Raw genomic sequence first — 12685 nt, 5'->3', positions numbered from 1 at the left:
CCGCCCGCCGGCGACCGCCATCGCGCGACGACCGCGCGATGGCGGTCGCCGATCGCTCTGGCCGGGCACCGGCGGCGCAAGTGGAGAGGCCAGCTGCGCGTCGCCCCCACGCCCGGCGCGAGAGTTCCGAACGACCGCGCGTCGACAGGATTACAGCCGACGCGATCTGCGGGTACTCTGGGGTCATGAACGCCAGCATCACCGCGCAGGATCTGTTCGACCAGTTGCAGGAGCGGCTGGACCTGCGCTGGGTCGCCGGACAACGTGGCCAGGAGCGGCTCCTCGAGGCCGTGGAAACCGTGGCGCGGCGCCCGTCGCTGGCCGGCTATCTCAATACGATCTATCCCAACAAGGTGCAGATCCTCGGCACCGAAGAGCTCAGTTGGCTCGATGGCCGCGATGCCCGACTGCGCTGGGAAGTGATCCAGAAGATCATGCTGTTCCGGCCGCTCGCGCTGGTGATCAGCAAGAACCAGTCCTGCCCCGAGGACCTGCGGCTGGCGGCCGAGGAGTCCGACACGCCGCTGTGGGTGTCGCCCCGTCGCGGCCACGAACTGCTCAACCACCTGCAGTACCACCTCGCCCGGGTGCTGGCACCGCGGATCACCCTGCACGGGGTGTTCATGGAGATCTATTCCATCGGCGTGCTGATCACCGGCGAATCCGGTTCCGGCAAGAGCGAACTGGCACTGGAGTTGATCACCCGCGGGCATCGCCTGGTCGCCGACGACGCGCCCGACTTCACCCAGATCGCCCCCGACGTGCTCGACGGCACGTGCCCCGAGCTGCTGCAGGATCTGCTGGAGCTGCGTGGTCTGGGCGTCCTCAACATCCGCGAGATGTTCGGCGACACCGCGGTGAAGCGGAACAAGTACCTGCGCCTGATCGTGCACCTCGCCCGGCCCGACCAGCATCCCGAGCCGAACGTCGACCAGGGCGGCATGGAGCGCCTGACCGGCGACCTCGGCGCACGCTCCGTGCTCGATCTCCAGGTCCCGATGATCACCCTGCCGGTGATGCCCGGCCGCAACCTGGCGGTGCTGACCGAGGCCGCCGCACGCATCCACATCCTGCGCGCGAAGGGCGTGGACCCCGCGGCCATGTTCATCGCGCGCCACTCGCATCTGCTCGAACGGGGAGGACCATGAGCGAACGTCCCACCATGGTCGTGGTGTCCGGCATGTCCGGCAGCGGCAAGTCCGTCGCACTCAAGACGCTCGAGGACCTGGGCTACTACTGCACCGACAATCTCCCCGCCGACCTGCTGCCCGCCTTCGTCGACAGCGTCGGCCGCGAGGCCGAGACCCCGCGCAAGCTCGCCGTGGGCATCGACGTGCGCAACCGGCATCAGGAACTCACTCAGGTCTCGCACTGGCTGTCGCAGGTCGGCAGCATGGGATTCGACCCGCGCCTGGTGTTCTTCGACACCGAGGATGCGGTGCTGATCCGCCGCTACGCCGACACCCGGCGCCGGCATCCGCTTAGCCACCTCGGCCTGTCATTGGCCGATGCGATCGCGCGCGAGCGTCAGGTGCTCAAGCCGTTGCGCACCCTGGCCGATGCGGTCGTGAACACCTCCGACCTCAACGTGCACCAACTGCGCCGGCGGGTGATCACCGAGCTGGGCCTGGCGGACACCTCGCTGTCGCTGCTGTTCGAATCCTTCGCCTACCGCCACGGCGTGCCTTCGGACGCGGATTTCGTGTTCGATGCCCGCGCCCTGCCCAACCCTCATTGGGATCCGCGCCTGCGGCCGCTGTCGGGGCGCGACCGCGAGGTGGCGGAGTACCTCGACGGCAGCCCCGAGTTCGGCGAATACCTGCAACAGGTCTCCGCCTTCCTCGACATCTGGCTGCCGCGGATGCGCTCGGCCACCCGCAGCTACGTCACCATCGCCGTCGGCTGCAGCGGCGGCCGCCACCGCTCGGTCTATCTGGCCGAACGCCTGGCCGCGCACGCGCGCGCTAGCGGTTGGGAAGACGTCGCCACGCACCATCGCGAGCTGGACTGACCGCGCCTGCAACGCCCGCGCGGCGATGATGTGAGGCAACGGCCCATCGCAAGGCGAAGAAATCCGCAGGCGAATCCACCGGTGGCTGCGCGCGCCGCCTCCGGGAGCACGAAGGGCGTCGCCCGCAGGGTCGACCGTGCGGAGCCGCCCGACCTTCGCGCGAACGGCGCGGCAACGCGAAAGCGCGTGCGAATCGCCTGCCCGGGTGCTTCCTGAGTTTCATACCCGTCTGTTAACTTGTGGCGATGGCTGTCGGCATCCTCCTCATCACCCACGAAGGCATCGGCCCGTCCCTGGTCGCGGTCGCACAACAGCTGCTGCGTAACTTGCCGCTGCGAACGGAGGCTTTCGAGGTTCCCTTCGACGCAGACCCGGACGCCCTGCTGCCCGCCGCCAGCGCCGCGCTGCGGCGGGTGGAAGGCGACGACGGCGTGCTGATCCTCACCGACCTCTACGGCGCGAGCCCGAGCAACCTCGCGGCACGTGTCGCGAGGCTCGGCACCCCCGCGCGTCGCGTGTCGGGGCTCAGCCTGCCCATGCTGCTGCGGGTCATGAACTACCCCGAGCTCGGGCTGCAGGACCTGCCCGCCGTGGCCGCCGCGGGCGCTCGTGCCGGGGTCATCCACGACGATGTCTGACACCGCGCCCCGTAACGGCTCCGGAGACCTGCCATGATCGAACGCGAACTGATGGTTTCCAACCGTCTCGGCCTGCACGCACGCGCCACCGCGCGCCTGGTGCAGTTGCTGTCGGGCTATGCCTGCGGTGCGACGCTGGTCGCCAAGGGACGCGAGGTCAACGCCAAGAGCATCATGGGCGTGATGCTGCTCGCCGCCGGCCCCGGTACGCCGGTCACCCTGCGCGTGGACGGCAGCGACGAGGCGGCCGCGGCCGATGCCGTGGCCGCGTTGTTCGAGCGGCGGTTCGACGAGGACAGCTGATGCGGCGCGCCTTCTCCGGGCATGCGGCCTCCAAGGGCAACGCCCTCGGCCACGCCCGGGTCAGGCTGCCGCACGTGTTCGAGATCGCCGAGCAGCAGATTCCCCCGGAAGCGGTCGCGCCCGAGCGGGCCCGCCTGCATGCCGCACTCGAACAGGTCCGCTCGGAGCTGCGGGCCGCGCGCGAGCGCCTGCACGGCGCGCTGGCGCACGAGATCGGCGAGTTCCTCGACCTGCACGCGCTGCTGCTGGACGATCCGGATCTGCTGCAGGGCCTCGACGACCTCATCCGCGAGGGCCGTTACAGTGCCGATTACGCGTTGCGCCTGCAGCGCGACCGGCTCGCCGCCGTGTTCGAAGGCATGGAGGACGACTACTTCCGCAGCCGCGTCGAGGATCTCGACCACGTCATCGGCCGGCTCCATGCCGCCCTGCATCGCGGCCGGGCCGATCTGACCGGCGTCGCCGGCGAAATCCTGGTCACCCACGCCGTGGCGCCCTCGGAACTCGCCCAGCTCCAGGCCCAGGGCGTGCTCGCCGTGGTCACCACCGGGGGCAGCCCGCTGTCGCACAGCGCCATCCTCGCGCGCAGCCTGCACCTGCCGCTGGTGGTGGGCACCGGCGACATCCTCCAGCACATCAACGACGGCGACGTGCTGGTGGTCGACGGCGGCGGTGGCCGGGTCGTGCTCGCTCCCGACGCTGACGACCTGCGCGCCTACCGCGTCCGCAGGCGCGACGACAAGCGCGAGCGCAAGCAGTTGCATCGGCTGCGCCGGGAGCCCACGCGCACGCTCGATGGCGTCGACATCCGCCTGTACGCGAATGCCGAATCGCGCGCCGACATCGCCGAGGCGCACGCGCTCGGCGCCGCCGGCCTGGGCCTGTACCGGACCGAGTTCCTGTTCCTGCAGCGCGACGCGCTGCCCGACGAGGACGAGCAGTTCGTCGCCTACCGCGACGCGGTGCTCGGCATGACCGGACGCACCGTCACCATTCGCACCCTCGACCTGGGCGCCGACAAGGCCGACCGCACCGGGCTCAGCCTCACCCGTGAACCCAACCCGGCCCTGGGCTGCCGCGGCGTGCGGTTGTCGCAGGCGCGCGACGAGGTGTTCGTCGCCCAGATGCGGGCGATCCTGCGCGCATCGGCGTATGGCCCGCTGCGCATCCTGGTGCCGATGGTCTCCGGACGCGAGGAACTCGAACACGTGGCGGCGACCATCCGGCGCGCACGGACCGCGTTGCGCGCGGAAGGCCACGACGTGGCCGATCACATTCCGCTGGGCGCGATGATCGAAGTGCCCTCGGCCGCACTGGCGTTGACGTCGTTCCTGGACCTGGTCGACTTCCTGTCGATCGGCACCAACGATCTGGTCCAGTACCTGCTCGCCGCCGACCGCAACAACGACGCCCTCGGCGATCTCTACAACCCGCTGCATCCCGCGGTCCTGCGGCTGCTGCGCGATGTGATCCGCACGGGACGACGGCATGCCAAACCTGTCTCGGTCTGCGGCGAAATGGCAGCCGACCCAAGCGCCGTGCCGCTGCTGCTGGCACTCGGGCTGGAGGAGTTCAGCCTGCATCCCGGCACCCTGCTCGAAGTCCGCCGCGCCATCCGCGGCTACGACCTCGGCGCATTGCGCCGCGCCTGCGGCGGCCTGTTGCGGGCACGCGATCGCGCCGGCATCGGCCGCTGGCTCGCGCGTCATCCGCTCGTCCCACCCGAGGCGTCCTGAGCGCCGCGCCTTTCGCCGTTCACGCCATACGGGCGATAATGCGGGGATGAACACCTGACCTGTCGCGGTTTGCGGATCGCGGCGGACCTCCACTCCGCGGGCACCCCCAGAACGCGACGCGTACCGGCTTCCACGTTCCCTCACGGACGTGCGGACCTGTTACCCGCGCTTGCGACCGCCCCCCAGACGCGACGCATCGTATGGCCGATACCTCCCGCCACGACAAGACCGCGCGCCAGTTGCGCATGCTCTCCGACGCGCTCGACAGCGGGCGGCTGGGTCCGGTGCGCCGCCTGGTCAACACGCTGTCGCCGGCGGAGATCGGCAACCTGCTCGAATCGCTGCCGCACGACAAGCGCATGGTCGTGTGGGGGCTGGTCGATGCCGAGGACGACGGCGAGGTGCTGGTCCACGTCGGCGACGAGGTGCGCGAGAGCCTGATCGCGGACATGGATCCGGACGAGCTGGTCGCCGCGGTCGAGGACCTCGACATCGACGATCTGGCCGACCTGGTCGAGGATCTGCCCGAGGCGGTCACCGGCCAGGTCCTGCAGTCGATGGATCGCGAGAATCGCGAGCGCCTGGAACAGGCGCTGTCCTACGAGGAGGACACCGCCGGCCGTCTGATGAACCCGGACGTGGTGACGGTACGCGCCGACACCACGGTGGATGTGGTGCTGCGCTTCCTGCGCCTGAGGGGCGAGCTGCCCGAGCACACCGACCATCTGTACGTGGTCAACCGCCGCCACCAGCTGATCGGCTGGGTGTCGCTGCAGGATCTGGTGACCCGCGAGCCCGGCACGCCGATCAACCAGCTCATCGACGAGTCGCTGACCGCGATCCATGTCGAGGAATCCGCACAGGATGTGGCGCGCCAGTTCTCCGATCACGACTGGGTGTCGGCACCGGTGGTCGACGACGGCAACGTGCTGGTGGGCCGGATCACCGTCGACGACGTGATCGACATCATCCGCGAACAGGCCGAACGCCAGGCGCTGGGCGCCGCCGGTCTGGACGACGACGAGGATCTGTTCTCGCCGATCCGCCGCGCGGTGCGCGGCCGCGTGGTGTGGCTGGGGATCAACCTGATCACCGCCTTCGTCGCCGCATCGGTGATCGGCCAGTTCGAAGCCACCATCGAGCGCATCGTCGCGCTCGCCGTGCTGATGCCCATCGTCGCCGGCATCGGCGGCAACGCCTCGGTGCAGGTGCTCACCCTGATGGTGCGCGGCCTCGCGCTGGGCCAGGTGGGCGCCAGCAATGCGCTGATCCTGCTGTGGAAGGAGGTGCGCGTCGCGCTGATCAACGGTCTGTTGATCGGTGCGCTGGTCGGCCTGATCGCGCTGGTCTGGTTCCGCGACTGGCACCTGTCGCTGGTGATCGCTGCGGCCCTGGTGATCAATTTCCTGTGCGCCTCCCTGGCCGGCGTGCTGGTGCCGCTGGCGATGAAGCGCATGCGTATCGACCCGGCGGTGGCCGGCACGGTGGTGGTCACCGCGGTCACCGACGTGATGGGCTTCCTGAGCTTCCTCGGGCTCGCCACGCTCATCCTGCTGCGCTGAGGCGGGCGTGGCGAAGCGTCCCGCCGCATTCGGCCGCATCGAACGCTGGGACGACGCGCGCGGCTTCGGCTTCATCGTCCCGGAAACGCCTGCGTCCGGCGATCCCGATCGCTTGTTCTTCCACATCCGCGACTACGGCGCCGATGGCGCACGCCCCACGGCGGGCGAGCGGGTCCGCTTCACCCCGCAGCGCGACGATGACGGTCGCTGGCAGGCGGTGCGCATCGCCTCGATTCCCACGCCGGCGTCGCACGCGTCCGGTCGAGCCCCGACCCGCACCTCCACGGCCAGCGCCTCGCGGACCGCGCGTCCGTCCGGCAAACGCGGGATCGCCCGATCGTCGAAGACCGCCTCCCGCGGCAAGACCTCGAACACGTCCAGGCGCCCTCCTGTCGCCCGATCGGCTCGCGCCGGCGAAGCGGCCGGAACGTCCGCGCGCGGCGGGCTGCTGACGCTGGGGTTCGTCGTCTCCGTCTGGCTGGGCGTGCTGGCCGCCGCGATCTCGGCCGGCCGCCTGCCGACGGCCGCCCTGGGCGTGCTGGCGGTCTTGAACGGCCTCGCGTTCGTGGCGTTCGCCCTCGACAAGCATGCCGCCCGGACCGGACGCTGGCGTACGCCGGAGGCGCACCTGCATCTGCTCGAACTGCTCGGTGGCTGGCCGGCCGCCGGCCTGGCCCAACAGGTGTTGCGTCACAAACGCGCCAAGCCGGCATACCGTAGGGTGTACATCGCGATGATCGCGCTGCACCTGCTGGCCCTGGTGCTGTGGACATTCGCCTGACGCCGCCGTACCGGAGCTCCGCCATGCCCGCGCCATCCAACCCGCACCATGACACCACAGCCGAAGCGCACACCGCCGGGCGCCGCCGGCTGCTCGGTGCGCTCGCCCTGACCGGGGCCGTCGGTTGCCTGCCGACGTGGGCGCGGCCGTCGCCGCCCCCCCAGATCGGCCGGCCGGGTGGCGGCGCCATCGGCGACGGCGACGCGCCGCCTGCGGACGAGACCGGGCATTTCGTGCGACGGACCCTGGGCACCGCGCAGGGCGGGCGGACGTATCAGGTCTTCGTCCCCGCGACGGCCCTGCCTCGGCCGTTGCCGGTGGTGCTGTTCCTGCACGGATCGGGCGAACGTGGCGACGACGGCGACAGCCAGACCCGGGCCGGACTCGGCCCGTACCTGCGGACCCGGCTGGCGGACTTCCAGGCTCTGGTCGTATTCCCGCAATCGCCGGCCGAGGCCTCCTGGGAAGGCGACACCGCGTCCATGGCGCTGGCCGCCCTGGACGCGGCCAGCGCCGAATTCGGCGGCGATCCGCATCGCACCACCCTCACCGGCATGTCGCGCGGCGGCTACGGCACCTGGTCGCTGGCACTGCGCGAGCCGGAGCGCTTCGCCGCGCTGGTGCCGGTCTGCGGCGGCATCACCCCTCCCGGCACGCGGCCCGACCTGGAGACGCTGTTCGTCGACGCGACGCACGAGGCAGCCGACCCCTTCGCCGAAGCCGCCGGGCGCCTGCGTGCGATTCCCAGCTGGGTCTTCCACGGCGCACGCGACGACGTGGTGCCGCCGGAGCAGTCCCGTCGCATGGTCGCGGCCCTGCAGGCCGTCGGCGCGGATGTGCGCTACACCGAATTCCCCGACGCCAACCACAACAGCTGGGACGCGGCGTACGCGACCCCGGCGCTGTGGCCGTGGCTGTTCGCGCAACGGCGCTGACGACGCCCCCGTCATCGCCGCCCGCGGCGACGACCAGGATGCCTCACACCCCTGTTCGGGCATCGGGCCTCCTGCAATCGACCCGACCCGACCCGACGTGGCGCCGGCTTTTCGCCCGGCACGAGGCTGGCACGAGGCCGGAGTGCGGGCTGTGCGTGACTATGCGGCGCGGCGGCGCGTCCGCTGCGCCAGCGCATTCAGGGCCGCGATGCAGACGGTCAATGCGGTCATGGACAGGAACTGCATGCGCGTCGCCGGCGACGCGACCAGCATCGCGAAGATCACGCCCAACGTCGCCAGCGCGACCAGTGTCGGCGCCGGAAACGCACGCATGCGAAACGGCAGCGGTGTACCCGCGCGGTCGGCCCGACGGCGCAGGATGAACTGCGACACCAGTGCCAACGTCCACACCAGCAGGCAGGTCGCACCGACGATATCGAGCAGCAGCGGCAGCACGCGCTGCGGGAACAGCAGTTCCAGCGCGGCCGCCAGGAAGCCGAACGCGACGCTCGCCAGCACCGCGGCCACCGGCACGTTGCGGCGGTCGCTGCGGCCCAGCAGGCCCGGCGCGTCGCCGCGCTGGCCCAACGACCAGATCATTCGCGAGGCGCCGTAGAGGTTGGCGTTGAGCGCCGACAGCAGCGCGATCACCGCGACCAGGGTGATCGCCGTGGCCGCGCCCGGAATGCGCGCGACCTCCAGCACCGCCGCGAACGGCGACGCCAGCGCCGCGCTGTCCCACGGCACCACGGCCACGATCACCGCGATCGAGCCGAGGTAGAACACCAGGATGCGCCAGGCCACGGTGCGGATCGCCCGCGCCAGGCTGCGCGCCGGGTCGTGGGTCTCGGCGGCGGCGACCGCGACGATCTCGGTCCCGCCGAACGCGAACACCACCACCAGCAATGCCGCACCGATGCCGGCCCAGCCACGCGGTGCGAAGCCGTCGGGCCCGAGCAGGTGGCCCAGCCCCGGCGACGCCACGCCCGGCAACCACCCTGCCACCAGCGCGATGCCGATGGCGATGAAGGCCAGGATCGCGAGCACCTTCAGGATCGCGAACCAGAACTCGAACTCGCCGAAGTTGCGCACGCCCAGCAGGTTGACCGCGGTGAACACGACCATGAAACACAGCGCCAGACCCGGCACCGACAGCGACGGCCAGATCGTGGCGAGCAGCCCCGCGGCCCCCACCGCTTCGGCGGCGATCACGATCACCACCTGCAGCCACCACAGCCAGCCCACCGTGGCGCCCGCGGTCGGCCCCATCGCGTCGGCGGCATAGACCGAGAATGCGCCGCTGGCCGGCTTGGCCGCGGCCATCTCGCCCAGTGCGTGCATCACCACGATCACCAGCGCGCCGGCGATCAGATACGACACCAAGACCGCCGGTCCGGCCGCCTGGATGCCCACGCCCGAGCCGAGGAACAGGCCGGCGCCGATCGCGCTGCCCAGGCCCATCATCACCAGTTGCCGCGGCTTGAGCGCGTGCGCCGACGACGCGGCCGCCTGGGCGCTCAGGGACGCATGGGGATCGTTCGACGACATGGGCGGACCGCGGGATGGGAAGGCGGCACGATACCGGATTGCCGCCTCGCCGAGGCGGCGCGCCGGCGCCAGGCATCCTGCCGTACCGCTATACGCCGATACCGCCGCCGACGGGTCGTGGACGGCTCTCAGCCCAGCAGGGTTTCCAGCACCGCCATCCGCACCGCCACGCCGTTGGCGACCTGGCGCAGGATCAGCGACTGCGGGCCGTCCGCCACGTCGTCGTCGATCTCGACGCCGCGGTTCATCGGACCGGGGTGCAGAACGACCGCGGCCGCGGCGGCACGCGCGAGGCGGCGCGCATCGAGACCATAGTCGCGGTGATAGTCCTCCAGCGAATCGACCAAACCCTCCACCATGCGCTCGCGCTGCAACCGCAGCATCATCACCGCATCCACACCCTCCAGCGCATCGTCGAGATCGTGCGACACCACGCAACCGGCCAGCGTCTGCGCATCGGGCAGCAGCGCCGCCGGCCCGCACACGCGGATCTCGCCGGCACCGAGGGTGCGAAGCGCCTGCAGATCGCTGCGGGCCACCCGCGAGTGGCGCACGTCGCCGACGATCGCGACCTTCAGCCCGGAAAAGTCGCGGCCCTTGGCCTGACGCAGGCTCAGCATGTCGAGCAGCCCCTGGGTCGGGTGCGCGCTGCGGCCGTCGCCCGCGTTGACCAGTGCCGAACCCGGCGCCGCGGCGGCGGCCAGTGCGGCGACGGCACCGTCGTCGGCATGCCGCACGACGAAGCCGCGCACGCCCATCGCCTCGATATTGCGGAAGGTGTCCAGTGCGGTTTCGCCCTTGGTGGTGGACGACGTGGACGCATCGAAGCCCAGCACGTCCGCGCCGAGCCGCTGGCTGGCGCGCTGGAAGCTCAGCCGCGTGCGGGTGGAGGGTTCGAAGAACAGCGTGCACACCGCGGTGCCGGCCAGTCGCGCATTGACTTCGTCGCCGTCGACCATCGCCTGCGCGCGATCGAGCAGAGCATCCAGCGCCGCACGCGGCAGGCCGTCGAGGGTGAGCAGATGGCGCAGGCGGCCGGAGGCATCGAACTGGTCGGTCATGGGCGTGGGCGGTGTGCGGGAACGGGAATGACGGGACGGCGTGCGGCGACACCCACCGCAGCGCTGTCGATCGCGGCGGATGAAACGACACGGTGCGCGGACGCCATCGAGGCCTAATCCGGCAAGGCGACGGCATCGCCCGGCGCGGCCAGCCAACGCTCGACGATGATCGCGGCGGCCATCGCATCCAGCGCGGCGGCATCGCGGCGCTTGCGGCGGCCTTCGGCGCGCTGTTCGGCGAAGCGCTGTGCGGCCTCGATCGAGCTCGACCGCTCGTCCATCAGCAGCACCGGCAGCGTGTAGCGCGTCCGCAACGCGCGCGCGAAGGCATGCGCGCGGCGCCGTGCGGGCTGGTCGCCATCGGCCAGGGTGAGCGGATCGCCGACGATGATGCCGTCGGGCTTCCACTCGTTGCGCAGGCGGTCGAGCGCGGACCAGTCCGGGCGCCCGTCGTGCACGTCGATCACCGCCAGCGCGCGCGCGCCGTGGCCGAACCGGCTGCCGACCGCCACACCGATGCGCCGCGCGCCGACGTCGAAGCCGAACACCGTGCCATCGGCGCGGATGCTCCCGTTGGCGTCGCCCGGGGCGACATCGGCGGGGTCACCGCTCATCGGGCGGCGCTCATCGAACGGGGGGCATCAGGCATGGCCGGCATAGTCCGCCACGCGTAACAGATCGACGCCGATGCGGCCGGCGGCGGCTTCCCAGCGCGCGTCCAGCGGCAGGGCGAACAGCAGCTCGGCATCGGCCGGCGCCGTCAGCCAGGTGTTCTCGGTCAGTTCGTGCTCGAGCTGACCGGCGCCCCAGCCGGCACAGCCCAGGGCGACCAGCGCCCGCGCAGGGCCTTCGCCACGGGCCATCGCCTCGAGCACGTCGCGCGAGGTGGTCACGTAAAGGTCGTCGGCGATACGCAGGCTGGAGTCCCAGCCGTGGTCTCCGTCGTGGACGACGAAGCCCCGCTCCGGATGCACCGGACCGCCGGCCAGGACCGGCTGCGCCCGCAACATCGCCTCGCCGCCGTCGATGCCCATCTGCTCGAACACGTCGCCCAGGGTGTACTCGGACACCCGGTTGACGAGCACGCCCATCGCACCGTCGTCGTCGTGCTGGCAGATCAACGCGACGGATTTGGCGAAATTGGGATCGGCCAGCGCAGGAAGCGCGATCAGCAACTGGCTGGCGAGCGGCGTGGGTTCGGTCTGCATGCGCCCATTCTAGAGCCTGTCCACCCGATGGTCGCGCCGCGGCCGGTCAGGGAATCCCGAACTGCAACTCGTCCGGCGTCGCCAGCCGCACCTCGACCACGTCGACCTCGGCCACGAACGTCTGTCCCGCCAGCGGATGATTGCCGTCCACGGAGATCGTGTCGCCCTCCACCGCCGTCACCACCACTTCCAGCGGGCCGCCGGCGGTCTGCGCCTGGAGTTTCTGCCCCACCACCGGCTCGGTGCCGGCATCGAGCATGCTCCGCGACACGGATTGCACCAGGGCATCGTGGCGCGGCCCGAACCCCTGCTCCGGCGCGATCTCGACGGAGAAACGCTCGCCCTGGGCGCGTCCCTCCAGCGCCTGCTCCATACCCGGCAGGATGGTGCCGGTGCCGTGCAGGTACACCAGCGGCTGGCGGCCCGCGGTGCTCAGGATCTCCCCGCCCTCCAGGTCGCGCAGGGTGAAGTGGATCGTGCCGACCCGGCGGTTCGCGATTTCCATGTCCTCGACTCCGGTATTTACGATGCGGGCGATCTTTGCGCGTCGGGCGTGAAGGACGCAAGCGCGCGAAAGGACAGTCAGGGCGAAAGCAGGTGAGTTTGGGGGCTTCGGCGGGGACGGCGCCGGAACCGGGGCATGCTCCTCGGCTCGGTCAGCCATCCATGGCTGACTCGCCGCCGCAGGCCATCCATGGCCTGCTCTCCGCACACCCCAGTCCCGACGCCGCATCGGCCATTCACTGGCGTGGTTTTTCTTCCCACTGGGCACCGAAGCGTCGCTGCGAGAGTCCAGATGAGCCGTGTCCAGGCGGCCGGGTGTCGCGTCAAGCGCGCCATGGGTGAGCTTACGGCGGCACTGCCGCGGGACTTGGCGAACGCCCGCCGCACAAGCGGCGGGC

The 12685-nt window shown here is 71.0% G+C and carries 13 protein-coding genes; 8 read left to right on the top strand and 5 right to left on the bottom strand.

Annotated elements, in window-relative coordinates:
* Positions 1 to 185: 185 nt before the first annotated feature.
* From hprK to RG19_RS03620, 8 genes are all read left to right on the top strand, one after another.
* A complete protein-coding gene (gene hprK, locus RG19_RS03655) occupies positions 186 to 1148 on the top strand; it encodes an HPr(Ser) kinase/phosphatase (protein ID WP_058834081.1) in 963 nt (320 codons plus the stop codon).
* Entirely contained in the window at positions 1145 to 2011 is an 867-nt protein-coding gene (gene rapZ / locus RG19_RS03650; protein WP_058834080.1) for an RNase adapter RapZ, read from the top strand. Before hprK ends, rapZ begins: the two co-directional genes overlap by 4 nt.
* A 245-nt stretch (positions 2012 to 2256) precedes the next feature.
* A complete protein-coding gene (locus RG19_RS03645) occupies positions 2257 to 2649 on the top strand; it encodes a PTS sugar transporter subunit IIA (RefSeq protein WP_058834079.1) in 393 nt (130 codons plus the stop codon).
* A gap of 33 nt (positions 2650 to 2682) precedes the next feature.
* Positions 2683 to 2952 (top strand): HPr family phosphocarrier protein, encoded by a 270-nt coding sequence (locus RG19_RS03640; RefSeq protein WP_058834078.1) that lies wholly within the window; start codon positions 2683 to 2685, stop codon positions 2950 to 2952.
* On the top strand, positions 2952 to 4688 hold the full coding sequence (ptsP, locus tag RG19_RS03635) for a phosphoenolpyruvate--protein phosphotransferase (RefSeq protein WP_058834077.1): 1737 nt from the start codon (positions 2952 to 2954) through the stop codon (positions 4686 to 4688). Before RG19_RS03640 ends, ptsP begins: the two co-directional genes overlap by 1 nt.
* 200 nt (positions 4689 to 4888) lie before the next feature.
* On the top strand, positions 4889 to 6250 hold the full coding sequence (gene mgtE, locus RG19_RS03630) for a magnesium transporter (protein ID WP_058834076.1): 1362 nt from the start codon (positions 4889 to 4891) through the stop codon (positions 6248 to 6250).
* A 7-nt stretch (positions 6251 to 6257) separates the two neighbouring features.
* Complete coding sequence (locus RG19_RS03625) at positions 6258 to 7031, top strand: DUF1294 domain-containing protein (RefSeq protein ID WP_058834075.1); 774 nt, start codon at positions 6258 to 6260, stop codon at positions 7029 to 7031.
* Positions 7032 to 7054: 23 nt separating this feature from the next.
* Entirely contained in the window at positions 7055 to 7966 is a 912-nt protein-coding gene (locus tag RG19_RS03620; RefSeq protein ID WP_082672450.1) for a carboxylesterase family protein, read from the top strand.
* A gap of 159 nt (positions 7967 to 8125) precedes the next feature.
* Here the strand turns inward: RG19_RS03620 and RG19_RS03615 are convergent, their stop codons facing one another.
* The 5 genes from RG19_RS03615 to RG19_RS03595 all read right to left on the bottom strand — a co-directional run bounded on the left by RG19_RS03615 (position 8126) and on the right by RG19_RS03595 (position 12288).
* Positions 8126 to 9514 carry an amino acid permease gene (locus RG19_RS03615; protein ID WP_058834074.1) on the bottom strand — a complete coding sequence of 463 codons (1389 nt, stop codon included), beginning with the start codon at positions 9512 to 9514 and terminating at the stop codon, positions 8126 to 8128.
* A gap of 128 nt (positions 9515 to 9642) precedes the next feature.
* Complete coding sequence (locus RG19_RS03610) at positions 9643 to 10575, bottom strand: aspartate carbamoyltransferase catalytic subunit (RefSeq protein WP_058834073.1); 933 nt, start codon at positions 10573 to 10575, stop codon at positions 9643 to 9645.
* A 113-nt stretch (positions 10576 to 10688) separates the two neighbouring features.
* A complete protein-coding gene (gene ruvX / locus RG19_RS03605) occupies positions 10689 to 11189 on the bottom strand; it encodes a Holliday junction resolvase RuvX (protein WP_058834072.1) in 501 nt (166 codons plus the stop codon).
* Positions 11190 to 11216: 27 nt separating this feature from the next.
* The gene (locus RG19_RS03600) at positions 11217 to 11783 is read right to left on the bottom strand and encodes a YqgE/AlgH family protein (RefSeq protein ID WP_058834071.1); all 567 of its coding nucleotides are present in this window, start codon (positions 11781 to 11783) and stop codon (positions 11217 to 11219) included.
* 46 nt (positions 11784 to 11829) lie between these two features.
* Positions 11830 to 12288 (bottom strand): FKBP-type peptidyl-prolyl cis-trans isomerase, encoded by a 459-nt coding sequence (locus tag RG19_RS03595; RefSeq protein WP_058834070.1) that lies wholly within the window; start codon positions 12286 to 12288, stop codon positions 11830 to 11832.
* Positions 12289 to 12685: the final 397 nt, after the last annotated feature.

The organism is Luteimonas abyssi, assembly GCF_001482195.1.
Taxonomy (GTDB): domain Bacteria; phylum Pseudomonadota; class Gammaproteobacteria; order Xanthomonadales; family Xanthomonadaceae; genus Luteimonas; species Luteimonas abyssi.
This window is presented reverse-complemented; position numbering and strand designations above follow the sequence as displayed.

Coding starts and splice junctions, on each gene's coding strand:
- hprK (WP_058834081.1), top strand. CDS start 186: ATGAACGCCAGCATCACCGCGCAGGATCTGTTCGACCAGTTGCAGGAG.
- rapZ (WP_058834080.1), top strand. CDS start 1,145: ATGAGCGAACGTCCCACCATGGTCGTGGTGTCCGGCATGTCCGGCAGC.
- RG19_RS03645 (WP_058834079.1), top strand. CDS start 2,257: ATGGCTGTCGGCATCCTCCTCATCACCCACGAAGGCATCGGCCCGTCC.
- RG19_RS03640 (WP_058834078.1), top strand. CDS start 2,683: ATGATCGAACGCGAACTGATGGTTTCCAACCGTCTCGGCCTGCACGCA.
- ptsP (WP_058834077.1), top strand. CDS start 2,952: ATGCGGCGCGCCTTCTCCGGGCATGCGGCCTCCAAGGGCAACGCCCTC.
- mgtE (WP_058834076.1), top strand. CDS start 4,889: ATGGCCGATACCTCCCGCCACGACAAGACCGCGCGCCAGTTGCGCATG.
- RG19_RS03620 (WP_082672450.1), top strand. CDS start 7,055: ATGCCCGCGCCATCCAACCCGCACCATGACACCACAGCCGAAGCGCAC.
- RG19_RS03615 (WP_058834074.1), bottom strand. CDS start 9,514: ATGTCGTCGAACGATCCCCATGCGTCCCTGAGCGCCCAGGCGGCCGCG.
- RG19_RS03610 (WP_058834073.1), bottom strand. CDS start 10,575: ATGACCGACCAGTTCGATGCCTCCGGCCGCCTGCGCCATCTGCTCACC.
- ruvX (WP_058834072.1), bottom strand. CDS start 11,189: ATGAGCGGTGACCCCGCCGATGTCGCCCCGGGCGACGCCAACGGGAGC.
- RG19_RS03600 (WP_058834071.1), bottom strand. CDS start 11,783: ATGCAGACCGAACCCACGCCGCTCGCCAGCCAGTTGCTGATCGCGCTT.
- RG19_RS03595 (WP_058834070.1), bottom strand. CDS start 12,288: ATGGAAATCGCGAACCGCCGGGTCGGCACGATCCACTTCACCCTGCGC.